Below are 23,672 nucleotides of genomic sequence, written 5' to 3' on the forward strand. Positions count from 1 at the left end.
TCGGTTTAAATCGTTTTAACCATATTTCCATCAATAACATAATCCGCCCCGGTAATCATTGAAGCTCGCTCCGAAGCAAGGAACACTGCAAGGTTCGCAATATCTTCGGCTTCGGCAAATTTCCCCAATGTTATACCAGCCATTTTAGGTAGCTCTTCAAAAACTTTTTCGGAATCCATCGCTGCAACTGAACCGATTGTTTTGGCCATTCCGTTTTCAGGGTCTAGCCACAAAGGTGTTACTACCGGTCCAGGTGAGATCGAGTTAACTCTAACATTACGAGGTCCGAACTCACCAGCCAGCACTTTCGTCAAATTATTAAGTGCCGCTTTGGTGGTGCCATAAATAGGCAATAACAATTCGGGCATTTGTGCATTTACTGAAGAAATATTTACAATTGCACCCTCATTGTTCTTTAGGATATGCGGTAATGCTGCTTGAGTAAAACGAACAACGCTAAACAGGTTTAGATCATAAAGTTGTTCCCATTCCTCATTTGGCGTAGCCAAAAATCCTTCTCCTCTTCTCTTGTCAACCGCCCCGATACTATTGATTAAAATGTCGACTCTGCCGAACACCTCACCGAGTTTTTTAGAAAGTTCAACTGTATTGCGTTCCATAGTGACATCCATAGGTAGATGATTGACTGAATTTTCCTCAACAAGATCAGCCAATTCCTCCGTTAATGTCCGACTTACCGCGACGACACTTGCCCCTTCCTCGATAAATTTCCGAACGATAGCGAGTCCAATTCCTTGACTTGCTCCGGTAACGACAGCTACTTTGTTGGCTAATTTAAGATCCATGTTTACCCTCCTAAAGCTAACGCTTTTAAATTTTAAATCCCTTTATTTCCAGGCAATATTCCATTGATGAACTTATTTTTACGCAATAGGAGTACCATTAGGTATTTCAGTATCTGGCTTTAATAGGATAACATCTCCCTTTTCCGGGACTCCTCCCAAGACTAATACCTCCGATTTGAATCCCGCAATGCGCCGAGGAGGAAAATTGACGATTCCTATAATTTGCCTCCCTATAATTTCATCAACTTTGTATCGCTTAGTTATTTGTGCACTTGAGGATTTCATCCCGATCTCCGGTCCAAAGTCAATCTTCAGCTTTATCGCAGGGATCTTTGCTTCTTCAAAAAACTCCGCTTCCTTAATCGTTCCGACACGAATATCTAGTGCTGCAAAATCATCGATCGTTGCCAACGTTTGCCTCCTCCACTAAGTCTCTTACCTCTCGGTGTTGCATTTTACAGCGCTGGGCGGAACGGCTGCAGGAGTCGAATCCCTTCCTCAATGGATCCCTCCATCAGTTCTAAGAGCTGGGGCACCAGTTCCTGCATCCGCGGGGCGCTCAGGTGCCGATCGAGGGCATCCCGGTTCTCCCAACGCTCGTAGATGATGAATGTGCCAGGCTGGCCTTCTACCTCGTGAGCCTCATAGTCAATGTTGCCCAGGTCGTTGCGTGACGGGGTGACAGCAGCAGTCATAAATGCTTTCATCTCGGCCTCTCTCCCTGCCTTAGCTCTCGCCTCCCAGAGTACAGTAACGTAACGGTTCTTCGTATCATTCATGTTAATTCCTCCTAAATTATTAATATTTCGTTCCAAAAGAACGATTAAAGCCTTGGCCTGCTAGAACATCTTGACGAACTACATCTAAACGGCGTCTTTGGTATTCACTCAAAGCATTTATTATCGAATTCGGATACACGGTCCTTAATCGCGATTTGCACAATGGCATCATCTTCTTTGCTCCAATTACTGCAGCTTCATCTGGCTGCGTAGCATCCGATCAAGGAGTTTGTCTGGGAGAATACGGACCAGTCGGGTCAGCAGTGCGGAATCGCGACCGACTGTATAGCGGGTGCGCGGCTTACTTACGTGGATGGCTCGTGAAACCACATCTGCCACTTTCTCGGGGCGGATACCGTCCGTTGCCCACGTTTCAGCCTGAGCCTTCACGGCATCAAAAAGACGATCATGGCGTCTGTGCTGGTCCGGCGTCATCAATTTGGCCAGCCGCTCCGCCGTCGTAATCCCTTGCTCCGACAGGCCCGTGCTGACACCACCCGGAGTGATCATGATTACCTTGAGGCCAAACGAGGACATCTCCCTGCGAAGACTGTCATTGATCGCTTCCATAGCATACTTTGCAGCCGAATAAATTCCGAAACCGGGCATAGAGACCTTGCCGCCAAGCGAACCGATATTGACCACGCGCCCGCCGCTGTTCAGCAATGCCGGGGTAAGCGCCTGAATAACCGCGACCTGCCCGATCACGCTGACTTCGATCTGGCGGCGAAATTCATCAAGCGGAACCATCTCAAGAGGTGCATTAACGGCGATGCCGGCATTGTTGACCACGGCCCGCAAGGGACGACCAAGCGGATCTTGCTCCACCTGTTCGGCCAGCGCCTTCAGTGTGTCAATATTGGTAACATCGACGATCACCGGTTCGATATTTTGGCGTTTAATCTTGTCGGCGTCTTCCTGGCGACGAACCCCCGCCAACACGTGAAATCCTTCAGCGGCGAGCTGCTCCGCAGTAGCCCTGCCGATGCCGCTGGACGTACCCGTTACGACAACCAGCTCTTGAGTTTTAAATGACATAGTAACCCTCCTAGGTTTGATAAGATCACTGTATAGCACTGTTATACGGGTATTATAGCACCGCTATACCAAGCTGTCTATAGCAGTGCTATATATTTTTACGAAGGGTTGTCCTGCGGCCTGGAGATCATCGAATCCATCTGAAAATGAAAAAGATCGCCATCCTGCTTGGATAGCGATCTCTCTTAGGTGCCACTATTTGTGCACCTTCATCTTTACCATGAAACCAAACAAAGCCCCAATTGGGGCTTTGTCTGGAGTCTCAAGGCTCTGTCATCGAATCCCTCATTTTGAATCAACGTCCGACCTTTGGATCGATCAAAATGATCTGCATCACGCTTTCTCGAATGAGGTCAATAACGTCGGGCTCGGGTTGGGGTGCCTTGCGAATTTGGGCCGTCACATACAGCCAAGAGGCCGTATTGGCGGAAGCCCAAACAAGATCTGCCGCAGCTCGGGCTGACACAGCCAATTTGCCTTCGGCATCGGCTCTCTGAATATTTCGCACTAGTGCTTGGTGCGACTGATCCGCCGCCTCGATGTGGGCGCCCTCGAGCAACCGTCCCATCATTGCTGCATAAATCCGGGGACGGGCTGCCGCAAAGCGGACATAGTCATCCCATCCTTGACGAAGGGCCACCTCTGGTATGGTCGACTCCACTGCGGCAATCTTGCTTTCAAATAACTGTTTGAACGCTTCCACTATAGCTGCACTCAGAAGTCCATCGGCATTGCCGAAATGGTGGTAGAGCGTAGGAGCCGTAACCTGCGCGATTGTAGTTACGGCCCGCGTCGAAAACTGTGCTCCACCCTCCTCTTCGAGTACCTTAAGAGCAGCTGCTAATATTTTGTCATATGTGTTCATATGTCCATTATAGCAGTGCTATATGCATATGTCCATGACGAAGGTTTATGCCTGTGTCTATAAACCAGCCCCCCGTCCTCGAATTCAGCTTGCTACGGAAGAACCCTCGTAGGCACTGTTTTTCGGATGAGGACGAAACCACGATGCGGCAAGGGCCAAGAGGGAAGTGCCTATTAGCGCAATGATGACCCAGCGATAGCCGTGAATAATGAATGCAAAATCAACGTTCGAAATCACAGCGTTTTTTCCGGAATACAGCACGTTCTTCATATGGGTCGGTAGCGCCGCACTGACCATGGTTAAAGAAAGGGCCGTACTCAGCACCTGGCCCAAGTTATAGAGCATGGACCGCAGCCCATTGGCCACCCCTCGGCTGTTCTCGGGAACGGACGACATGATCTCCATCGTATTGGGAGTAAGGAACAAGCCCGTCCCGATCCCGATGAACAGCATCCCGCATGCGGTGACCCCGTAAGGGAAATCCCCTCCCAGTACGGATAAGAGCAGCAGTAGTCCTGCTATGGATAGGAGTATTCCAAGCGAGGATAGGACTCGTAGGGCGATTCGCTTGGTTAACATCCCGGCAATGGGCGATATGATCAACATTCCTATTGTAATGGGAAGAATCCTTAGACCGGCCTCAAGTGCGTCATGATGGAAGGCAAATTGGAAGTATAGCGCGAAAAGCAGGGCAACCGCCGTGCGAGCAAAGGAATGAAAGAAGGTAGCGATATTCGCCATACTGAACGTCCAATTTCTGAAAAGGCTTAGTTCCAGCAAAGGTGAAGCCGATCGATGCTCATACCATAAAAATATAGGGGTTATGATCGCGAATACAGCAAAACCTCCCATCACTTGCTTGTCTCCCCAGCCGAGTTCTCCCCCCTTGGATAAAGCTATGATTAGACCAGCTAAAGCGATAAAGACCAGGATACCGCCATATCGATCGACTTTGGGAAGAGGCCCTGTCCGCGGCTTCTCTCTTAGAATCCGGAGGCCCCAGATGAGAGCCATGATCCCGAAAGGAACATTGAACCAGAACACCCACCTCCAGCCCCAAGCCGTCGTGACCAGGCCGCCAACGACAGGGCCAAGCACCTGCGCGATGGAAGCGGACAAGATATTCAGACCTAGACCGGTGCCAAGCTTCGATTTGGGAAAAGCATCGGTGATTAGCGGCGTTGTGTTCGTCACCACGAGAGCCCCTCCGGCAGCCTGTATGACGCGGAGAAGAATGAGGATCTCTGCATTTGGGGAGTAGCCAAGAAGCAGACTGGTTACGGTAAAGACGGCCAACCCGATTAAGTACATCCTTTTTCTACCGAAAATATCGGAAATTTGGCCAAAGACCAAGATCAGAATGGTGTTAACCAGCATGTAGGAAAGTAAAATCCAACTTGAGCTTGCTGCATCTGCGTGAAAATACCGGCTTATTTCCGGCAATGCGACATTTAGCGTTCCGATATTGACCAGAACCAGAAACGCACCGAGACTGGTTACGGATAGGACATACCAGGGGTACATCCGATCGTTCTGGGGTCGTTTCCTTTGAGTCATAGAGATCAACCTCATGCAATAACCTTACGATCTCTCTTCCGAAAAGGTTGAGATGATCTCTTGTGTGGTCCGAATACGCCCGATGCGCGGGAAAATGTGGCCTTTTACGTAATCATGTTCGGCTTGAGAGAATCCGGTCATCGCATCAATCGCAAAAATCTGCTGATAGCCATGCATAAACGCTTCTCGTGCAGTCGTATCCACACCAAGTCCGGTTGCGATGCCGCATAAAACGATGGTCTCGATTCCCCTGCGGCGGAGCTGCAGGTCGAGCTCTGTTCCATAAAAGGCCCCCCACTGCTTCTTGGTAATGATGTGGTCTGTATCGGCGACCCGCATTTCGGGGACGATCTCATCCCATCCCTCAGGCAGTTTCAGTGCAGGTGCAGGCGTATCCAGCTTCGGTTTAGGGATATCCTTCAGGTCTTTGCTCGATACCCGGACCAGGGCAACCATAGAGCCCTGCTTACGGAATCTATCTGCCAAGACGGCGGCGTTGGACACCACCTGCTCGGCGGAATAAGGGGCGTATTGGTTCCCTAACCACTTTTGCAGATCAATGACAACCAGTGCTGTTTTTTGCGGATCAAACAACTTTTCCATACCGACATTCTCCTCACCATTCTTATTTGACTTTAAGTTAGAAATATTGAACCCTTGGTCATTTGACTTGATGTTTTATATTTTGTACGATGGTTCATGGTAAGTCAAGCGGGGAGGTTTTATTTATGAGTGTAACAAGGGAAGAAGTAGTACAATCAGCAGCCAAGCTTTTTAAAGAACGTGGATTTCTTTCGACGACGATCCAGGATATTGCCGATGATTGCGGTATTTCCAAAGGGTCGGTCTATAAATACTTCCCTTCGAAGGAAGACATCTTTAGTGAGGTATTTGATCAATGCCATAACCACTATTTTGATCAAGTCGATGAGCTGACACATCGTACCGGACTATCGCCGGAAGAACAATTTGTGCAGCAGATCGTTTTGCGATTCCGCTATTTTATGGAGTACAAACATATTCTGGTCGAATTTACTGAGCTCCCTATTCAACAGGATCCCAAGTTCCAACCGCTCAGACACAAGGTTAGGGGGCGGCTCATAAGGTGGCATAGCGAGTGCTTGCTCCATGTGTTTGGCGAGGATATCCAGCCGTTCCTATGGGATTTAGTTGCCATCTATCGGGCGATTCTGAAGGAATATCTATTTTGGATTGTATATGAGGAGAAGTCGTTATCACTTGAGGAAACGGCGAAGTTCATCTTGGACAAGCTCCATGTGCTCGTTAAGCATATGAGAACGTCCGATCTGAAGTCTTTGCTGAACCAAGCTTCATTCGAGAGGTATTTGAACTGGGGATTCGAGGACCGTCAGGGTGAGAAGGAGCAGATTCTTAGCGAACTGTTTCGGGAGATGGATAAGGCCATTAACACAATCCCGGCCGGTGCCGTACATCGTTCGGAAATAAGGGAGCTGTACCGTTTTATCCAGACAGAGGCTAGCAAGGAGACAGCGAATCATCCGTTGATACAGGCCTCGCTGCACTATTTGGAGAGGGAGAAGGAACTTAAAAGTCTGGTCGTTCAGTTGAGGAATATTATATTCTCGGGTGCTTAGATTGATGGGTAACTAAAGATAAAGAGCAAAACATAAGTTTTGCTCTAAAAATATTTATATTTCATTCTCTTGCCTATTTCAGCATTTCCCCATTTTTTCCCTGTTGTACTTTTTTGATTATTAATTAAATATGTCCTGAACTGTTTGTACATCCAACCGGCAACCAGGGATAGTAGGATATAAAACATTGCCAACGGCGAGTTTGGAAAAAATGTTTTTATTGCAGTTACTACAAAACTTTCATTCATTTTGATCCCCTTACATAATTAGCACTTGTGTATAATTACGTCGACAATGTTCTATAGTTTCAGAGCACTATTAGTTAACTTTTATATAGGCCTCTACTCTGAGCAAAGGCTACTTGATCTGCTCGATCGATAGACTCAGCTTATAGTTCCCATACTTTAGTATCTCCTCTAATAGCTTGTTCAACTCCGTACCGTTGCTGATCCGAACACGCAGCCAATAACAGCCTTCTCCGCCTACGCGATGCACCTCCGCCACTGATTCGGTCGACCGGACGAAGTTTCGAAAGGCTTGATGTGCTTGATTCGAGTTCATGAAGACAATAAGAAAGGCATGAACATTTAATCCGATCTTCTCAGGATTCCAACGCAGCGTATAACCATCAATAACGCCGCTGTCTTCCAGCTTTCGCACCCGCGCGCCAACGGCCTGCCCTGTAAGATGGACGATCTCTCCGATCTCCTTGTAGGTAAGGAGCGCATTATTTAGCAAAACTTCCAGAATCCTCAGATCTGTATCGTCAATAGCTTGGTTGGCCATTTGGCATCCACTTCCTTTCACAACGTAAGCAAACCCGCCTGAATTCGTTCATCAAGCTATGTAGTGAGTCCTGGGACTACTGCTAAAATTAATATTATCACAGCTCAATTTTTCGGGAGGAATTCAGATGAACATTATGAGCCGGACGAAAACAGACACCTCCAGTGTGATGTTATCGACGGATAGGAGCTTGCTCAACCTACCCTTTGTCTACCACTATCTACATGAGCATATGTACTGGGCGAAAAATCTAACGTTTGACGCTTTCGAGAGGGCCGTCGCCCATTCGGCAATCGTGGTCGGTGCGTACGATTCCTCGGTGAATGGACAACTGGTCGGATTCGCTCGGGTCGTCTCGGACTGCGCAACTTTCGCCTACCTGACCGATGTCTTCGTCATATCTAAGTTTCGTGGACAAGGCTTGTCCAAGAGGATGATGGAGATCATTGTAAATCATCCGGATCTGCAAGGACTGAGACGATTCTTACTTGTGACCGAAGATGCGCAGGAGCTGTACGCCAAGTTCGGATTTGAACTACTGAAGGACACAGCAAACTGGATGCAAATATACAAAGGATAACGTGGAAAGGCACCCAATCGGGTGTCTTCTTAAAAATTTTAGTCAAATATAGATATCATTGTTGTATGATTGACATCCGCCTGAACCATCTTCAAACTGTTTTTTTGGGATTAACCGGTGAGTAGTTCAAGAAGCTCCACTTCATCGGAACAGCATGAGAAATAAATCTCACAGCTTCTATATGAAACTCAATGACTCTTTCCGCTGAAGGAAAGCTGTCCACGATCTTCGCATCCCAATGCACCTCGGTCACACCACTCATTTGCAAAATATCGCCAGTCTCAAAATTGAGGAATAGCAAGCCCGCTTGGGGATGCCCTAACAAATTCCCAAGTGTGTTGAACATCGAGTTGCCTTTGTAATCGGGAATCCATAACGTTCTCGTATCCTTTACCTGAACAAAACCTGGCATTCCTCCACGATGCGAAACATCCATCCCATATTCAGCATGATGGCTTGCAATAAAAAGTGTATCTGCCTGTGTGACTATTTGCATCATAGGTTCACTTAAATTTGTACCAGTGACATAGTCATGTTTGTCATTTCTATTCGAAGTTCCTGTCCAAGCACGAGCTTGAATATACTTAGGACAATTAGAGTAAACCTGATCAATATGGAACAAAAAACCCCCTTCATCCCGCCTTTGTATTCTTCCATTCAAACGCATTCTTCGTCTCGTCTCAAAATCAACAGCTATTAAAGCTAAAGGAGCGCCTGCACCAAGTGTATCTTCAGAAGGATCTTGTACATACGGAAGGGCATTCACGCGGATCGTCTCCGAATCTAATACTTCAATGAAACCAGGAGGACCTTGCAAGAAAGATGCCCAAACACAATTATCACCTTGAATCACACCAGTGAACAGGAGAGGCTGCTGCTCCAAAAATTTCTTGGCCACTTCGGGAATTTGGGTATAGATGTCCTTTTTGCGTTCAGCAATTTCCCGCACACCAGCCCGTTCCTGAATACGAATCTCATCGGGATGGTACTTCATTAGAAGAATCCACAAGCTTTACCATTCGTCGTTGAGCACTGATGACCGCTAATTCCATGCGATGTATAGATTTCCAAGCGGATGCCGTCTGGATCTTCGAAGTAAATACCCCCAGAATCAGCGCCCTCTTGATGAGCTACGATCCCCTCATAAATAAGTGTCACGTTATGTACTCGTAATTTCTCCTCGATTTTCTTCACTTGTTCAACAGAATCGACTTCAAACGCAAGATGATGCAGACCTGGTAACTCTTTAGAGAATGCTCCACTGCTTTGCTGCCATAATGTAAGTGTTGTTTTCTCATCCCCAAAAATTGCAAATGCTTTTCCAATTTCATCAGAACGAGACTTCAACTTAAAACCAAGGATATCCTCGTAAAAACGAACCGAACGCTCCAACTCCGTCACATTTAAACCGACATGACCCAATAACATAAAACCACTCCCTAACCATCGTATTTTTCTTACAGGTATTATAATACACTTAAATTTCTAACCTGTAAACATAAATTTTACCGGTTATATTCACTTCTCCCTAGATCTATATAACAAAAGGGCTAGATCACCCTCTTAACCGAGGAAATCTAACCCTTTATTCAACATTACTAATGTTATTCAGCTTCTTGCTCTATTTTTTTCATGCGATGATAGTGGTTGTTGACTTTGACGCGGTTTCCACACTTCTCCATACTGCACCATTGGCGTTGCTGATTTTTGCTTTTATCGTAAAAATAGAGAATACAAGCGGGGTTCTTACATTTTTTTAATTTAGCCGGAGAAATTGAAGTCATAAATTGTGCAATTTCATCTAAAAATAATCCCGGCAAGTTATCGACCGAATATTTTCTTACCATCTTCAGAATAGATTGTTCTTGGTTTACTTGTAAATAACTGCGATAATGCAGCAAATGTGTATTTAAATCTTCAAACATGAAGTCAGGCAGCTTCCTTTGGTTAATGATCTCTTCCATATAATTTTCTAATCTCTCTCTAATCGCCAATACTTTACTTAGGATTTCTTCCTGATCATGCTGTGAGAGAGATAAAGGGTCTCCCTCAATCAGAGACAGTCGATCCGTTTCTTGAAGCCATCGGACAAGACCTTCACAATTGTTTAGCAGTTCCGTTCGTATTCCCTTCACATTTTTCCGTGTGTTCACAAAGTCGGTTACAAAGTGGTTACCAATGAAAATAAACGTTGATTCGTCCATCATACTCTCCTTACAAAATGAATTTTGTTAGCTCAACTATAACCAATTAAACAATCGTTAACAAGTTACATTTCGCGGAGATATCCTTCAATTCTTATTTCCATTCGTAACCCTACTTTCCGCTGTACCCATGTAGATGCCCCAGATAGCTCCATTGAGGTCCGCTTGCATTTCCAGCCGGCAACGAATAAAAACGTGATGAATCCCTACTTTATGAAGGGATCATCACGTTTTTATGAGTTTCGGTTCATCTCCAGGCAGAGAGTTATGATTATTGGGCCGAGGAAGCCTCTCTGAATCCGGATGTTTTATGAGTACCATCGCAAAATGGCTGTGTCTTTGATTGTCCGCAGCGGCAAACGGCTATCGTATCGCTGGTTTGAAAAGCGTTTCCACTTCCATCCACCAGTTCGAAGCTCCCTTGAATAACAAAAGGTCCCTCATCGTACTTTGTAATTTTTACTTTAGACATGTTTCGTTTCACCTCCTTTACGAGAAGTCAACCAAACTTGTTTGAGTGATTTCGTGTTGGTCACGGCTACATGCAAACAGGCGACCAGCAGTAGTAGGTCGAACTCATAGCCAGTGTTCGTATTCGAGATGAAACCGACGGCGAGCTTCACCTTAAATAAGGCGGTCAGAAGAATAAGACTAAATAGGATGGCTAGATATCGCGAGCCGATTCCAATGATCATGATGATGCCTCCAAGCAGTTCAATCCATGGGAGTACATGACCGAAAAATGCTGCCAGTGGAAATCCCTGACTATACAGCCATTCCGACAAATTAGAATATCCCCATTCTAATTTGAATTTCCCATGCATGAAAAAAATGACTCCCGTCAATATGCGCAGAACGGTATTGGCGTAAAAACTCATGCTGTACATTTGAAAAACCGAACCCCTTTCGTAATTAGTTTCATAATCAACAATTGATTACGCAACTAAATATAGCACCTGGTTAGTTGCTCAGTCAACAAATATTTGGTTGATCATACAACAAAAATGATTTATATTGTTTTTAACGAATGGGGGATGAACGATGGATAGGTTATCGGAAAAAGAGTTGACTGCTTGGCGGTTGTTTATAAAAGCTCATGCCAAAATCATAGAGTTCATTGAGCGGGATTTGGCCGTACAGATGAAAGTCCCGCTAACCACATACGATGTTTTGATCGCTTTGTTTGAGGCACCCGATCGCAGGCTTCGCTTTTCAGAATTAAATCGGAAAGTGGTCTTGAGTAAAAGCGGCTTAACAAGGATGATCGACCGACTGGAGCGCGAAGGATTAATTCAAAGAGAAAAAAGCGAAGAGGATCGACGGGGTGCATATGCTGTTCTCACGGATGAAGGGGAAAACCAGCTGCGTAAAGCTTGGCCTATATATGCAAGGGGGATCAAGCAGTATTTTGCCGCCTCTTTATCTGATGAGGAAGTAGAGACTCTGACACGTTCTTTTGGCTTGATCTATCAAGAGCTGCAATCTTCGGAGGAAATAGAGGGGAAAAATCATGAGAGAAAGTAGCGCTACAGTTGAAAGGGTAATGGTGGCTGAAGACCCGACAACATTTGTTACTCGCTCCTTGCCATATATTCAGATTGAATTAGGGGGGATTCCTGGAGATCGTCATTACGGCTTGTTACGTCCTGCGGATTCCAGGCAAAAAGTTTATCCTCGGGGTATGCTGATTGCCAACAGACGCCAAATCAGTATCGTTTCGAAAGAGGAATGTGAGTGCATTGCCAATAGACTGGATCTCCCTGAAATAAAGCCGGAATGGCTTGGGGCCAATATGATCATTAGCGGATTTGAGAAGCTCACAGAACTACAACAAGGGGCCAGGTTGATTTTTCCGGATGGAACGGGATTGATCTGTGAAGGGGAGAACCTGCCGTGCATTGGACCCGGAAGGGTGATTGAAAAAATGTACAATCAGGTCGGGCTTAGCCAGAAATTTGTGTCTGCTGCTAAAAAATTGAGAGGTATCGTTTGTTCCGTGGAGAGGGAAGGCCGGATTTCGGAAGGCGACACGATCGCATTTTTTTAACTCTCATCGCGCATCTCACCACCAGCGAGACCTCCCTCAATCGCTTCGGATAGCTATAGTTATGGTGCTTGTTGAGTTAGCTTGCTGCTCGTTAAAATAACTTAGCAGAATATATATCAGACAGATAACCAACCTATTATAGCAAGGAACCTCTCCGACTTTTTTGCAGAAAGCATCATTCCAGGCGAGTGCATCCACCGCGGACCAGTGATAAGGGCCGGATAAGGTTCGAGCTTTTCAAGCAATATCCTCAACGAGGATGCAACTCGAAAGTCTTTTTGTAATTCATCGGTCGGTCGATGTCCGCATAGTGCGTACATATAAAGCAATTCGTGGCGATTCAAACGCAGCGCTTTGCCCAAGCTCCCCAATACTTGTGCAGATGGGTTGTTATCCCGGCCTTGTTCCAACCATGTATACCAAATATTGCTCACACCGGCCATATCGGCCACTTCCTCACGCCTTAAACCTTCCGCGCGGCGATGTGGCATCGGCTCTATGCCAAATTCTTCAGGTTTCAGCCTTGTACGTCGCTTTCGCAAAAAATCTCCCAATTCCTTGCGTCGTTTCTCCTCTTCCATCGCGAATAACATCTCCTTATAAGGATTTTTATCAATCTGGAAGATGCAATTGCCTTACGTTTAAAAGAGTACCATAAAACAGTACCCCATAATTTACGTTACTTGTGGTAAGGTTCATCGTAACGGGCAAACGGCGAAATAACGAAAGGAGTTGGTACCAACTCCTTTCATGTCTATAGGCTCTTAGTTAACAATAAGTCATCCAACTACACACTAAGCATGTTGCATATCTACTTGTTGGTATGGATTTGTTATGGATGAATCTAATTCACCACCACTCCCCCATATACCAAACTCAGTAACACGACCACTATTTTTAATGTAGAAATTTGTAGCCGCAAGTATCTCCTGATATTTAGACGGTAAATCAACTGTCCGATTAATTGAAGGCTGGACAATAACAATTCTAGAAGTAAATAATTTGTTTTCCTTTAACGATTTTTCAAGTTTTTGAAAATGACCTTTTTTCATCTTACAGTGATCACTTCTTCTGCGATCCCTGATTTTCTCAAGTAGCGTCCCTCTTGATTTCAACCATATAATTGACTTTATTGCTTGCTGTGTAACCTCATAGATATCACCTAAATCGGAATTATATCTTTTGCCTCCCATAGCCTTAACATGGTAGAGCACTACCTCAAGCTTATGGTCCGTTTCTCTAATTGTAATATAATCGGCAATTTCACCTGATCCATGATCATAAATCAAATAATCAAAATCATCCTGCTGAATTAATATTTCCTCTAGGCCATCCTGAATTGCTCTCAGTCCCTCAGATGCCTCACCAAATTCAATTCGAATATCTATTTTGTATCTGCCCCAATCGATACTCTTAATGTTTTCAGATGAAAAGATAATAGCATTCGGTTCTCCTATACTTATTTCATGTCCCTCGATTATTGCATCATCTGTTGTTTTAAAAATAAAGGGATAATTATTTAGATATTCAACCAAACTCACTCTGTTTCTTCCATCTTTTAGAAATATCGTAGACTCGGCACAGTAGCAGGTTCCATCAACCCTGCAAACAATTGTATCCGAAAATCCCAAAATACTTACTTCAACTTGAATTTCCATTTCGGAAATAGAAATAATCTTAATTTCTGCGTCCATCAATATTGTATCTGATACTTCTGATGGATTTTTCATTACCACAGGAGATGAAGAATACGTTCTATCTGAAAATAGGCAAAAGAACACTGTTTCCGGAAAATTCTTAAGTCTATGAGGCAGTGGCATCAAATCATAGTTAGTATTTGTTTTTACTTTTATTGATTCGTTTGCAATTTTGAGCCCATATGAATCACACCACTTAACATATTCCGGTATAAGCAAATACGAACTGCTCCAAATTTTTGATCCACTGCTATAGCCTATGGTAACTGGCCCCGCATCAGCAACAGCTTTGCAGAAAACATGGCCAGCTGAATACATCCTTCCGGTAGCAGGATCAATTGTAGAAGCTACATTCGAGCCAGCATAGATTCGATACGACTCTCCAGACTCTGCAAATCGATTTTGCATGCCTGTATTAAACATTTCAAACTCTTGCAACTCTCCTAGCACACGATGAATTTCATTTCTTGGCACTTTATTATAATTAGTAGTAAATGCCTCTGCAATTAATTGATAGTCTATTTCACTTTTCATTTGTGAATAAATGAACAGAAGTGAAGTTTCTTTTTGAAAATGAATAATAAAAAGGAAGTTTTGAACATCTAATACTTGTTCGGTATTAGACCATATCGGGCGGTTCTTAATTGTTCCGATACCTATAACTGTGTTGTCCGAAAGATTTCTAAATACATTTTCACCAACGCCACATATTTTAGGAAAAACGCCATTTATATTAAAATCTGAGATGTGATAAATTTTTGCATGACAGTTCGGCCTTATGCTATGCAAAGAGAGTGTATCGTCTGATGAAAGACTTCCGTCATTTCGAATATATTCTCCAAGATTATTTTTTATTTCTTCCTCTTTCCTTATTGTTCGTTCACTCATATCCACTATCATTTCCTGCCATACAGCATCACTTGTATAGAGTTTATAGTTTTCTATTATTAACTCGTCATCATTCATGGCAATAAACTTTGCCGCACTAATATTTTCTGCATTAGTTCGTGCAAATCTTCCAATAAATTGAAGCGTACTAGCAAGAGACTTATGTGGTGTATGAATAGCTGCAATTTTTAAATTTGGGAAATCAAATCCTTCGCCTAACATATCAACGCAAATGATACCATCTATATTCTTGTTCTTTAATTCGCTAATACATTGCTCGACAACTCTATACGACATAGAACTATCTATCCTTTTAAGAGTCAGTTCCGTCTCATTTTGATAAAGTTGCTCTAGTTGCTTAGCTTTTTCCCGGGTATCCGTTCTAACCATTAGAAAGTGATTGTACCCTTGTTGCCTATCATTAAAGAATACACGTTCTGCTTCTTTTGCAATAAGCATATCTTTATCTGGCGCTTCTTCAATTGGAATATATCGAACTTCGCCAAATATTCCATCGCGATATGCCATAGACAATGGATATGTATATACTATCTCACCTTTTAATTCTTTACGATCCATACGAAAAGGGGTGGCAGTAAACAGCATTTGAGTTGAATCCTTCATATTTAACAGAATCTGTTGCCAAGTTTGAGCAGGCACATGATGTGCTTCATCTATGAGCACAAGATCAAATTTATCTTTAATATTATTTTCAGACAATGATAAAGCACATTGAGGTGTTGCAATTATCACATCTGAAGTAATAACATCATCTTGAATATCATTAGAATATTTTTTTTTAAGTTCATAAACCGACGGCGGGGAAATTCCTCCAATAAAAACAGATGCCTTTTTTAGTGTCTTAAGTTCGGTAAAATCCTTATAGATTTGTCCACGGACCATTACACTTGGAGTAACAATCAATACTTTACTGCTCAGTGTTATGTATGGTGTCATCATCAAAACTGCTGTCTTTCCTGAACCTGTAGGCATAACGACAATACCAGCATTCTTTTTACTTAGCGAATTAAACGAAGCAATAGCATGAATTGCACCTAGTTGAGCATTTCTCAGACCAATTGTACTATCAGTTGAGATAGGATATCTTAGTTCATAATAATTATCCGAGAAGTGGCTCATAATACAAGTTCCCCCTTATTTACTAAATACAATAAAACCCATTTTAAATTATCTTATCAAATTTTGTCGGAATATTCACTCATGTTAGACCACATTACTTTTTATCTTTCAAAGTCGTTTATCACTCAACTGGTCTAGAGCACGAAGAGCCTCTGAAACTCAATGTTCCAGAAGCTTAGAAATGTATTGGGCCACTATCATTAACACTTGAATTTTTTTCTCTGCTACTTATGTTTCGGTTCACCGTAACATCGCTGAGGCAAAATCGAAAGGCACCCAGGGCGGGTGCCTTCTTAGCGCATAGGAGACCTCTCTCCGTTAATTCCACTACTGCGATATCTTCAGCGTCTGAGCCCTGGTACCAATGAACACACCCGCCGTCTTCATAAAGCGTAGCCAAGAATGTCGTCCATTTACAACCACTAATCCATACTATAAAATTCGGCACCAGTTGATGTCGATTATTAAGCCGTCCAACATTTTCGCAAAGACGCGGAACCGTTCTTGAACTTCCTTCCAAAGCATTCCGCCACCTCCAGTGCATGTTACAAATCTTTTAATTACAACCATGTAATTTATCCAACACACCTGAATTTTTAGCATTATTATAAATATATAAAGCCATTTCAGATTGGTACGCATACCTATTAGCCCTTAAAAAGGGCATCCATTTCGCTTCAATTACATCTCTTTTAATCATATTAGTATGCGTGAAAATATTATTGGTTGATTGGATTAATATATCGCTATTGTTTGAGAACCCATCTACTCCTGACTTTCCAAAAATCTCATTCTTTTTATAAATTCCCCTCCATTCATTAGGCATGAAAGAAACCCATTGATCATTAGGGGCGATTTCATTCAGAACTCGTGCCACTTTTGTTGCTCTGTGCAAATTCCAATTAAAATTAGTATTTATAATTGACCCGGTAAGAATAATACAGTTAAAGAAGACTGGTGTGAATTCTTCAAAACCCTCTAAATAAGAAGCGATAATATGAGAGCCATAAGAATGAGCTATTATAGAAATTCTATATTTAGGATATCGCATGTGTAAATCATAGATCCACTCTCTAAAGTCGTCCAAAATTTTCTGTCTTTTCTTTGGATTAATTAGTAAATCAGGAGTATTATATTCATAAATATACGGAGCGAATATCCACCCTTGACTACTAGCAATTGGAGCAATCTCTGCATTCCATTTCCCTTGACTTAGAAGCCCGTGAATAGTGACAAGCACTCCTTGATGATCATTCACTTCATGTATACGTCTATCTGTATATGCTCTCTTGATAATTTCAAATGTATTGTCGTTCACTTCTTGCTTTGTTGTCCACTCCTTACCTTCCGAGTATAGATCAATCTGGATCATACCTACTTTTCTTCCAAAACGATTGTTTAGAAAAAGTTCAACGTAAGATACAACCTCGTCCTCATGCTCTAGAGAGATATACATGATGTCCAACTTCGTTTGCTCAACTATCAGTTCTTCTGTACGAGAGGGTACGTCCTTATCTCTATTAAATACAATAATACAATCTATGTCGCCTGGATCGCTTTTATTGGTCACAAACGATCCACCAACAAATAAATATCTTGCATTTCTACTCAATGCGTAATCAAAGATATCTGAAATGGTCTTTTTAAACCCATTTCTATATTCAGAAAAACTAAAAAAGTTAATGAATTCATCCGCTGAACATAGGTGAATACCTTTGGGGAGTTCACCAGTCGATGTGAAATTAGGTATACTACTCATAATTAATCTCCACTCTATAATATAATTTTTTGTATCGAATTACCTTGGTTTCTTTGCCTCAATACAATTTCACAAATCTAAAACCTTCGGTACAAGAACAGGCAGAGAGAAAACGGCGTAATGGTAAAAGTTAAGAGACCGTCCTCGTTGACGGTCATCATCCACCGATAGTTAACCAAGAATTGTCGGACAAGGTTTAGCTAGGACTGTGGAGTGCTTCTCCTACAATCCTTCTTGTAAAACCAACGGTGCTTCTGCTATTTCCCGTAACAATTCTTATACTTCATAGGTATTCCCGATCTGTAATTAATTCTTCCGTAAGGGCACGGTTCATTTCTGCCCAAATAACCCATTTCTATATCATTATTCCCCATTATTTAAACAACTTCTAGTCGCTCGCCTAAAGGTGAATTTTTCGCTCTACTTATGATACGGTTCCCCCCGATTTATCTTCACCGCCCGGTAAATCTGCTCCACTAGCACCAGCCGCATTAGCTGATGCGGCAGGGTCATGCGCCCGAAGCTGAGCTTCGTCTGGGCGCGCTTCAGCACCTCGTCCGATAGGCCGTTCGAGCCGCCGATCACAAAGGCGACGTTGCTCGTCCCGTAGGTGCCGAGCTTGTCCAGATGGGCAGCAAGGTCCTCGCTGGACCACAGCTGCCCGCCAATGGCAAGGGCAACGACATGAGTATCCGCCTTGATGTGCGCCAGAATGCCCGCGCCTTCGCGCTCCTGCACCTGGCGCATCTCCGCGTCACTCATGTTCTCGGGCGCTTTCTCATCTGGCACTTCGTGCACAGACAAGCGCAGGTAAGGCGCAAGGCGCTTACTGTACTCGGCAATGCCTTGCACGAGGTATTTCTCCTTCAACTTTCCTACACACACGATCTGTATATTCATTGCGAAACCGCTCCTTATTTGCACTTAGTATGATGCTAATTCTAACACTGCCGCAATCGCAGATAAAGGCGGGGCTGCGGCCGGGCAGCACGACGCTGCCCGGCGAATAGAAAAGAACGATCGCGCGGAGCATCCGGAAGCGATCGTTCTTTTGCAAGTCCCACTGTGGTATAACCTTGTGCGAATAACGCGGCAGACAGCTAGCCAAGGCGGGTACCATACAGGCTGTGCAAGCACTAATGGTCACACAGTCCGATACTTCGGATCCGCTGTGGGGAAGCTGCCGCTCCCGGATGTACTCGCTTCCAGCATACTCAGCCATATCCCCCCACATCTCTTCCATTGCCCCATTTTTGCCGAAATCCCAACCCTCCCCTGCAAGGTCTGCATACACTGCATTATCAAACAGCCGGAGGTGATCATCTTGTACGAATACGGACATTGTCACAGAAAGTCCCACCGTCACCACAAGAAAGTGAAAGTGGTTGTTTTGAAACCTGGTCAAAAAGCAATTGTCGTATGTAAGAAACACAAAAAAGAACAGCACAGAAGATACTGGTAACTGTCTTTAGGTTGGGAAGCGAAGGCCCTTTCATAGGGTCTTCGCTTTTACTATTTTCATAGAGGCCAAGCCATTTCAGGTTCCACTCTGCAATCTAAAAATCCAATTTAACTCACTTGCGAATAAGCCACCCCTGCTGCCTGGTTCCGGCCGCTGCTCTTTGCCTTGTAGAGCTGCTTGTCCGCTGCTTCTACCAGAGTTCGTCCATCCTTCCCAGGGACTGGCACCATGCAGGCTGCGCCAGCACTGATGGTAACACAGTCCGATACCTCGGATCCGCTGTGGGGAAGCTGCCGCTCCCGGATCTTCTCGCACATGGCCTCGGCAGTCTCCATGACCAAGGTAAGCTCATAACCAGGGAGAATCACTGCGAATTCTTCGCCGCCATAGCGGGTTAGTACTGCTGCAATCTCCCTTTGATCCAGCGAGGCTTTCAGCGTCTGGGCCACCTCCCGAAGGCATTCGTCACCCTGAAGATGCCCGTAGGTATCATTGTATTTTTTGAAAAAATCCACATCGATGAGCATAACAGATAGCGGTAAGCCCTCTGTCTGGCATCGCTTAAGCTGCATGTGGAGCTGATCGTCGAAATACCTCCGGTTATACACCCCCGTCAGACCGTCGATCACGGACCACTCCCTCAGCTGAAGATTAAGCTCTTCCAGCTTCCTGTTGCTCTCAGCAAGCTCCAGGGTTCGATCCCTCACCTTCGTATCCAGGCTGTCATTTACGAGGGCCAATTCTTCTGCTAACTGCTCCGTCTTATTAAAAGCGAGCGAAAGCTTCTTGGAGAGAACGAGAGAGAAGCAGAACGTGAACGCCGCAACGCCTACAGCATTGGAGCTAAGCTCGGCCACACTAAGAATGGACCCAAAAACATCGAACAACACGGCCAAAGCGAACACAATGTACCCCGCCAAGGCATATATAGCGCCTTCCCGTTTATGCATAGCCGCCCGTACTATGGCGTACAAGGCATAGATCGCGGCCAACACCGCCAAGATCTGATAATACAGAAGGATCTGGTAATAGATATTTGCTGGAGTGACGATCGTGAACAGCGTGTACAGAGCCGCTGCAGCCGTGACAACCTTGATGAACATAGTCGATACTTCAGCGGGGAACAGCTTCTTGAGAAATATTCCGATTAGCGGAACCCCAATATAGAAGCAGATATATTCAATCCTTGAGGCCAGCTGCCAGGAGAAGTCCGGAAATACCTTCGTGAGGAATACCTCATCTACCGTAAGACTGCGCAGAGCCACATCGAAGCAGAACACGCCAAAATACAGCACCGACGTATCCTTCCGCCGAAGAATGCCAAGTCCAATATGATAGGCGCCAGCCATGATGACGATTCCCAGCAGGATCGCGGTAAAAATGGTCTTTCGATCATGGCTTGCCCCTATCTCGACTGCGGAGCCATAACGAATTGGTTCCCACATGCCTCCGGCATAGTTATCATAGTTGGAGATCTGGATAAGAATCTGTACCTGCTCTGACTTCGGCTGGAAATAGATCTCCTGCGTTATTTTCTGAGGTATACTGCTCGCCGGGTCAGTTCCCACTCTGCCGCTGACTGCAACCAGCCGGCCATCCACCCACAGCTTATAGTTCGAGTACATGACCGGAATAAGAAGGCCCTTCGTCTCCCAAGGCTTACTTACCTTCAATGTTAACCGGAACGTCGCGTATCCCATTCGGGGAAGCTGCTTGCCGTTCAGGGTAAAATTGTTCCAATTGCTCGGCATATCCATATACCCGGTCATCCGCTGTGCATGCGCTGCAAAGTCAGCGGGTTCCATCAGCTGGTGCCAATATAATTCATAGGCTCCTCGTAACTCGGAGAGCTGGTTCTCTCTATCTCCTGCGGTGACATCGAGCACCCCTGGTCTGCTTTGAACAGGAACTGCCGATTCACCAATCCGCAGACTACAGCCTGTCGCCAATAGTGTGCTGATTAGCATGATCAATCCTAGTCTTATTATCATAAGCTGTGCTCCCCTGGTACACGCTGTGTTAAATTTAAGTAAACCTCTTCTGATATTATCGTCTTTAACAGCGGCCTATTGAAGATGAACAGCAGGATTCATTCCCGCCCAGCATGAAAAAGACCCATATCCCCAAGGATACAGGCTTCAATATAGAAACAATATACAATTACCCTGCTGTGAAGTGCACCCTATCTCCCTCTCTATACAACAAAAAGGACGCCCTAGGCGCCCCTTATAGCCAATATCTTATCCGTGTCCTCTAAGACCGGTTCATTTACACTACCAGAAATACAGCCGCCTGGTCGCACTGCGAGCACTTTACTGGCGGATCCCAATCCGAGAACTCCGTCTCCTTCAAATCCACGATATCCGGGGCATCCTCAAATTCGTCCACGAACATATCAATCGCCAGTTCAACATGATCTTTGCATACTACGTACATAAGCTAAAGCGCATCCTTTCTATGCTGCAATCTCCATTTGGTCTGTCAGGGGTCAATTCCCTCTACTTAAGTTCTACCATACTCCCGGACAAAAGAAAACCGCATCCGCATGAAGTGAGCCTATCTTTAGCTTATTCGTTACGTACTATATAAGTTGAACTGTTGATTTACACGTTATTCAGCCGTGCCTATAATTAGTTCTCCATCTAGATGATCTCTTTATGTTCCTTGCCCCGCGGCAGGCCCCCAGCATCCTCCGGCACTACGGCATCATGCAGGTACGTCTCAAGCTCCTCTGCATACCGGCTTCTCTGTTCCGGCGACCAGCCTAGATTGTCGGCCATGTAATCCATGACCGGAGTCTTCCACTTCCGTACCCAATCAATATGGAAAAATAGAGCTCCAGTCCGGCGGATGAGGAAGTCCGCCGGTGTAGCGGCCATTTCCTCCTCCAGCGCGTAGCGGAGAGGGGTGAGCACTTCCAACGGCAGTGAATCAGCGGATGATGATGAGCCCTCCGCCCCTTCGGAATCCGCAAGAGCAAACAGGCGATCCACGTTCGAACCATAGTGGGCTGCCCAGTTCCCGGCAAGCTCCCTTGGCAGTCCGCGGCTTACGCCCTCTACCGTTTTCTTCGACACAAACGCCTTGAAATGTTCGGAGCCTCCTACCTGCCCACCCGAAATAGGCATCTGCTTGGTAGGACAAGCCGGGAATGCAGCGTGCCCCTCGGCCTGGAGCTGGGCTGCTGCTTTATCCACCACCGTCTCGGCCATCTTCCGGTAGCCGGTAAGCTTGCCTCCGGCAATCGTAATTAGCCCGGAAGCCGACTGCCAAATTTCGTCCTTGCGCGAAATTTCAGACGGGTCTTTGCCCTCCTCATAGATCAGAGGACGAACCCCGGCCCAGCTGGATTCAATGTCCTCTGCCTTGATCTTCACCTCGGGGAACATATAGTTGATGGCATCGATCACATACTGCCGGTCCGCCACGGTCATCCGCGGATGGCTGATATCCGCCTTGTAGACCGTATCCGTGGTCCCCACGTAAGTCTTGCCGTCCCGCGGAATGGCGAACACCATTCTTTTATCCGGCGTGTCGAAATAGATCGCCTGGCGCAGCGGGAACCGCTTCTGATCTATGACGAGATGAATCCCCTTGGTCAGCTGCAGCGTCTTGCCCTGCTTGGATTGATCCAGTTCGCGCAGCGTGTCCACCCATGGGCCTGCCGCGTTTATGATTTTGCGGGCCCGTATCTCATACGCTCTGCCGCTGAGCAGATCGGTTACTTTTACGCCCACTACGGTTCCGCCGTCATAGATAAATTCCGTTACCTTCGTGTAGTTCACCGCCTTGGCACCCCGCGCCACCGCTTCCTTCAGCACCTCGATCGTCAGCCGAGCATCGTCCGTGCGGTACTCCACATAATAACCGCCGCCCTGAAGGTGGGTTCGCTTCAGCAGAGGTTCCTTGTTCAGCGTCTCAGCCACCGAGAGCATTCTGCGCCGTTCGCTGCGCTTCACCCCAGCCAGGAAGTCGTACACACGCAGGCCGACAGAGGTGGTCAATTTCCCAAAGGTCCCGCCCTTATGGAAGGGCAGCAGCATCCATTCCGGTGTAGTTACATGCGGCCCATTCTCGTAGACGATGGCTCTCTCTTTGCCTACCTCAGCCACAACGCCAACCTCCAGCTGCTTCAGGTACCTAAGCCCGCCATGCACAAGCTTGGTCGAACGGCTGGATGTTCCTGCAGCGAAATCCTGCATCTCCACCAGCCCCGTCTTCATCCCGCGGGCAGCCGCATCAAGTGCAATTCCCGATCCGGTAATCCCCCCGCCTACCACCAGCACGTCGAGAGTTGTATTCACCATGTCCTCTAGAATCTGTTCTCTTACCTTGCTCGAAAATGCGGTCTTCATGCTCCTGCTCCTCCTCTGTTTAGACGCAAAAGAGACCACAAGTACACCGCAGCCGCTCGGTTAGAACGACTAGAGTGTCATGTGGTCTCTCCT

Annotated in this window: 25 protein-coding genes; 4 read left to right on the plus strand and 21 right to left on the minus strand. The window is 45.5% G+C overall.

What is annotated here, in order from left to right:
- Window positions 1–5: 5 nt before the first annotated feature.
- The 7 genes from EJP77_RS08645 to EJP77_RS08675 all read right to left on the minus strand — a co-directional run bounded on the left by EJP77_RS08645 (window position 6) and on the right by EJP77_RS08675 (window position 5,648).
- A complete protein-coding gene (locus EJP77_RS08645) occupies window positions 6–806 on the minus strand; it encodes an SDR family NAD(P)-dependent oxidoreductase (protein ID WP_127198806.1) in 801 nt (266 codons plus the stop codon).
- A 78-nt stretch (window positions 807–884) separates the two neighbouring features.
- Window positions 885–1,217 (minus strand): chaperone CsaA, encoded by a 333-nt coding sequence (gene csaA / locus EJP77_RS08650; protein WP_127198807.1) that lies wholly within the window; start codon window positions 1,215–1,217, stop codon window positions 885–887.
- Between the two features lie 44 nt (window positions 1,218–1,261).
- Window positions 1,262–1,585 (minus strand): putative quinol monooxygenase, encoded by a 324-nt coding sequence (locus tag EJP77_RS08655; RefSeq protein WP_127198808.1) that lies wholly within the window; start codon window positions 1,583–1,585, stop codon window positions 1,262–1,264.
- A gap of 186 nt (window positions 1,586–1,771) precedes the next feature.
- A complete protein-coding gene (locus EJP77_RS08660) occupies window positions 1,772–2,623 on the minus strand; it encodes an SDR family oxidoreductase (RefSeq protein WP_127198809.1) in 852 nt (283 codons plus the stop codon).
- A gap of 295 nt (window positions 2,624–2,918) precedes the next feature.
- On the minus strand, window positions 2,919–3,488 hold the full coding sequence (locus tag EJP77_RS08665) for a TetR/AcrR family transcriptional regulator (RefSeq protein ID WP_127198810.1): 570 nt from the start codon (window positions 3,486–3,488) through the stop codon (window positions 2,919–2,921).
- An 84-nt stretch (window positions 3,489–3,572) separates the two neighbouring features.
- Window positions 3,573–5,045 (minus strand): MFS transporter, encoded by a 1,473-nt coding sequence (locus EJP77_RS08670; RefSeq protein ID WP_127198811.1) that lies wholly within the window; start codon window positions 5,043–5,045, stop codon window positions 3,573–3,575.
- A 24-nt stretch (window positions 5,046–5,069) separates the two neighbouring features.
- Complete coding sequence (locus EJP77_RS08675) at window positions 5,070–5,648, minus strand: hydrolase (protein ID WP_127198812.1); 579 nt, start codon at window positions 5,646–5,648, stop codon at window positions 5,070–5,072.
- A gap of 125 nt (window positions 5,649–5,773) precedes the next feature.
- Here EJP77_RS08675 and EJP77_RS08680 point away from each other — a divergent pair, with 125 nt between their 5' ends.
- Window positions 5,774–6,661 (plus strand): TetR/AcrR family transcriptional regulator, encoded by an 888-nt coding sequence (locus tag EJP77_RS08680; RefSeq protein ID WP_185897260.1) that lies wholly within the window; start codon window positions 5,774–5,776, stop codon window positions 6,659–6,661.
- Window positions 6,662–6,705: 44 nt separating this feature from the next.
- Here the strand turns inward: EJP77_RS08680 and EJP77_RS08685 are convergent, their stop codons facing one another.
- Both EJP77_RS08685 and EJP77_RS08690 read right to left on the minus strand, forming a co-directional pair.
- On the minus strand, window positions 6,706–6,909 hold the full coding sequence (locus tag EJP77_RS08685) for a hypothetical protein (protein ID WP_127198814.1): 204 nt from the start codon (window positions 6,907–6,909) through the stop codon (window positions 6,706–6,708).
- Window positions 6,910–7,018: 109 nt separating this feature from the next.
- Entirely contained in the window at window positions 7,019–7,447 is a 429-nt protein-coding gene (locus EJP77_RS08690) for an Lrp/AsnC family transcriptional regulator (protein WP_127198815.1), read from the minus strand.
- A gap of 127 nt (window positions 7,448–7,574) precedes the next feature.
- Here EJP77_RS08690 and EJP77_RS08695 point away from each other — a divergent pair, with 127 nt between their 5' ends.
- A complete protein-coding gene (locus EJP77_RS08695) occupies window positions 7,575–8,027 on the plus strand; it encodes a GNAT family N-acetyltransferase (protein ID WP_246021795.1) in 453 nt (150 codons plus the stop codon).
- Window positions 8,028–8,118: 91 nt separating this feature from the next.
- Here the strand turns inward: EJP77_RS08695 and EJP77_RS08700 are convergent, their stop codons facing one another.
- The 5 genes from EJP77_RS08700 to EJP77_RS08720 all read right to left on the minus strand — a co-directional run bounded on the left by EJP77_RS08700 (window position 8,119) and on the right by EJP77_RS08720 (window position 11,118).
- A complete protein-coding gene (locus tag EJP77_RS08700) occupies window positions 8,119–9,021 on the minus strand; it encodes a pyridoxamine 5'-phosphate oxidase family protein (RefSeq protein ID WP_127198816.1) in 903 nt (300 codons plus the stop codon).
- Window positions 9,021–9,455 (minus strand): VOC family protein, encoded by a 435-nt coding sequence (locus EJP77_RS08705; RefSeq protein ID WP_127198817.1) that lies wholly within the window; start codon window positions 9,453–9,455, stop codon window positions 9,021–9,023. Before EJP77_RS08705 ends, EJP77_RS08700 begins: the two co-directional genes overlap by 1 nt.
- A gap of 176 nt (window positions 9,456–9,631) precedes the next feature.
- The gene (locus EJP77_RS08710; RefSeq protein ID WP_127198818.1) at window positions 9,632–10,234 is read right to left on the minus strand and encodes a CGNR zinc finger domain-containing protein; all 603 of its coding nucleotides are present in this window, start codon (window positions 10,232–10,234) and stop codon (window positions 9,632–9,634) included.
- Window positions 10,235–10,502: 268 nt separating this feature from the next.
- The gene (locus EJP77_RS08715; protein WP_127198819.1) at window positions 10,503–10,703 is read right to left on the minus strand and encodes a CDGSH iron-sulfur domain-containing protein; all 201 of its coding nucleotides are present in this window, start codon (window positions 10,701–10,703) and stop codon (window positions 10,503–10,505) included.
- Window positions 10,696–11,118, minus strand: a complete 423-nt coding sequence (locus EJP77_RS08720; protein WP_127198820.1) for a DoxX family protein — start codon at window positions 11,116–11,118, stop codon at window positions 10,696–10,698. Before EJP77_RS08720 ends, EJP77_RS08715 begins: the two co-directional genes overlap by 8 nt.
- A gap of 154 nt (window positions 11,119–11,272) precedes the next feature.
- Here EJP77_RS08720 and EJP77_RS08725 point away from each other — a divergent pair, with 154 nt between their 5' ends.
- Both EJP77_RS08725 and EJP77_RS08730 read left to right on the plus strand, forming a co-directional pair.
- Entirely contained in the window at window positions 11,273–11,755 is a 483-nt protein-coding gene (locus EJP77_RS08725) for a MarR family winged helix-turn-helix transcriptional regulator (protein ID WP_127198821.1), read from the plus strand.
- Window positions 11,742–12,278: an MOSC domain-containing protein gene (locus tag EJP77_RS08730; protein WP_127198822.1), complete on the plus strand. Its 537-nt coding sequence runs from the start codon at window positions 11,742–11,744 to the stop codon at window positions 12,276–12,278. Before EJP77_RS08725 ends, EJP77_RS08730 begins: the two co-directional genes overlap by 14 nt.
- Window positions 12,279–12,394: 116 nt before the next feature.
- Here the strand turns inward: EJP77_RS08730 and EJP77_RS08735 are convergent, their stop codons facing one another.
- The 7 genes from EJP77_RS08735 to EJP77_RS08765 form a co-directional block, all read right to left on the minus strand.
- Window positions 12,395–12,859 (minus strand): helix-turn-helix domain-containing protein, encoded by a 465-nt coding sequence (locus EJP77_RS08735; protein ID WP_185897266.1) that lies wholly within the window; start codon window positions 12,857–12,859, stop codon window positions 12,395–12,397.
- Between the two features lie 213 nt (window positions 12,860–13,072).
- Complete coding sequence (locus EJP77_RS08740) at window positions 13,073–16,003, minus strand: DEAD/DEAH box helicase (protein ID WP_127198824.1); 2,931 nt, start codon at window positions 16,001–16,003, stop codon at window positions 13,073–13,075.
- 556 nt (window positions 16,004–16,559) lie between these two features.
- A complete protein-coding gene (locus tag EJP77_RS08745) occupies window positions 16,560–17,762 on the minus strand; it encodes a DUF6932 family protein (protein WP_127198825.1) in 1,203 nt (400 codons plus the stop codon).
- 420 nt (window positions 17,763–18,182) lie between these two features.
- On the minus strand, window positions 18,183–18,662 hold the full coding sequence (rlmH, locus tag EJP77_RS08750; protein ID WP_127198826.1) for a 23S rRNA (pseudouridine(1915)-N(3))-methyltransferase RlmH: 480 nt from the start codon (window positions 18,660–18,662) through the stop codon (window positions 18,183–18,185).
- A 669-nt stretch (window positions 18,663–19,331) separates the two neighbouring features.
- Window positions 19,332–21,215 (minus strand): diguanylate cyclase, encoded by a 1,884-nt coding sequence (locus EJP77_RS08755; protein WP_127198827.1) that lies wholly within the window; start codon window positions 21,213–21,215, stop codon window positions 19,332–19,334.
- Between the two features lie 277 nt (window positions 21,216–21,492).
- On the minus strand, window positions 21,493–21,660 hold the full coding sequence (locus EJP77_RS08760) for a CxxH/CxxC protein (RefSeq protein WP_068621573.1): 168 nt from the start codon (window positions 21,658–21,660) through the stop codon (window positions 21,493–21,495).
- Between the two features lie 206 nt (window positions 21,661–21,866).
- Window positions 21,867–23,579 carry a glycerol-3-phosphate dehydrogenase/oxidase gene (locus EJP77_RS08765; RefSeq protein ID WP_127198828.1) on the minus strand — a complete coding sequence of 571 codons (1,713 nt, stop codon included), beginning with the start codon at window positions 23,577–23,579 and terminating at the stop codon, window positions 21,867–21,869.
- Window positions 23,580–23,672: the final 93 nt, after the last annotated feature.

This window comes from Paenibacillus zeisoli, assembly GCF_003994465.1.
Lineage (GTDB): Bacteria > Bacillota > Bacilli > Paenibacillales > Paenibacillaceae > Fontibacillus > Fontibacillus zeisoli.

Coding starts and splice junctions, on each gene's coding strand:
- EJP77_RS08645 (WP_127198806.1), bottom strand. CDS start 806: ATGGATCTTAAATTAGCCAACAAAGTAGCTGTCGTTACCGGAGCAAGT.
- EJP77_RS08655 (WP_127198808.1), bottom strand. CDS start 1,585: ATGAATGATACGAAGAACCGTTACGTTACTGTACTCTGGGAGGCGAGA.
- EJP77_RS08660 (WP_127198809.1), bottom strand. CDS start 2,623: ATGTCATTTAAAACTCAAGAGCTGGTTGTCGTAACGGGTACGTCCAGC.
- EJP77_RS08665 (WP_127198810.1), bottom strand. CDS start 3,488: ATGAACACATATGACAAAATATTAGCAGCTGCTCTTAAGGTACTCGAA.
- EJP77_RS08670 (WP_127198811.1), bottom strand. CDS start 5,045: ATGACTCAAAGGAAACGACCCCAGAACGATCGGATGTACCCCTGGTAT.
- EJP77_RS08675 (WP_127198812.1), bottom strand. CDS start 5,648: ATGGAAAAGTTGTTTGATCCGCAAAAAACAGCACTGGTTGTCATTGAT.
- EJP77_RS08680 (WP_185897260.1), top strand. CDS start 5,774: ATGAGTGTAACAAGGGAAGAAGTAGTACAATCAGCAGCCAAGCTTTTT.
- EJP77_RS08685 (WP_127198814.1), bottom strand. CDS start 6,909: ATGAATGAAAGTTTTGTAGTAACTGCAATAAAAACATTTTTTCCAAAC.
- EJP77_RS08690 (WP_127198815.1), bottom strand. CDS start 7,447: ATGGCCAACCAAGCTATTGACGATACAGATCTGAGGATTCTGGAAGTT.
- EJP77_RS08695 (WP_246021795.1), top strand. CDS start 7,575: ATGAACATTATGAGCCGGACGAAAACAGACACCTCCAGTGTGATGTTA.
- EJP77_RS08700 (WP_127198816.1), bottom strand. CDS start 9,021: ATGAAGTACCATCCCGATGAGATTCGTATTCAGGAACGGGCTGGTGTG.
- EJP77_RS08705 (WP_127198817.1), bottom strand. CDS start 9,455: ATGTTATTGGGTCATGTCGGTTTAAATGTGACGGAGTTGGAGCGTTCG.
- EJP77_RS08710 (WP_127198818.1), bottom strand. CDS start 10,234: ATGATGGACGAATCAACGTTTATTTTCATTGGTAACCACTTTGTAACC.
- EJP77_RS08715 (WP_127198819.1), bottom strand. CDS start 10,703: ATGTCTAAAGTAAAAATTACAAAGTACGATGAGGGACCTTTTGTTATT.
- EJP77_RS08720 (WP_127198820.1), bottom strand. CDS start 11,118: ATGTACAGCATGAGTTTTTACGCCAATACCGTTCTGCGCATATTGACG.
- EJP77_RS08725 (WP_127198821.1), top strand. CDS start 11,273: ATGGATAGGTTATCGGAAAAAGAGTTGACTGCTTGGCGGTTGTTTATA.
- EJP77_RS08730 (WP_127198822.1), top strand. CDS start 11,742: ATGAGAGAAAGTAGCGCTACAGTTGAAAGGGTAATGGTGGCTGAAGAC.
- EJP77_RS08735 (WP_185897266.1), bottom strand. CDS start 12,859: ATGGAAGAGGAGAAACGACGCAAGGAATTGGGAGATTTTTTGCGAAAG.
- EJP77_RS08740 (WP_127198824.1), bottom strand. CDS start 16,003: ATGAGCCACTTCTCGGATAATTATTATGAACTAAGATATCCTATCTCA.
- EJP77_RS08745 (WP_127198825.1), bottom strand. CDS start 17,762: ATGAGTAGTATACCTAATTTCACATCGACTGGTGAACTCCCCAAAGGT.
- rlmH (WP_127198826.1), bottom strand. CDS start 18,662: ATGAATATACAGATCGTGTGTGTAGGAAAGTTGAAGGAGAAATACCTC.
- EJP77_RS08755 (WP_127198827.1), bottom strand. CDS start 21,215: ATGATAATAAGACTAGGATTGATCATGCTAATCAGCACACTATTGGCG.
- EJP77_RS08760 (WP_068621573.1), bottom strand. CDS start 21,660: ATGTACGTAGTATGCAAAGATCATGTTGAACTGGCGATTGATATGTTC.
- EJP77_RS08765 (WP_127198828.1), bottom strand. CDS start 23,579: ATGAAGACCGCATTTTCGAGCAAGGTAAGAGAACAGATTCTAGAGGAC.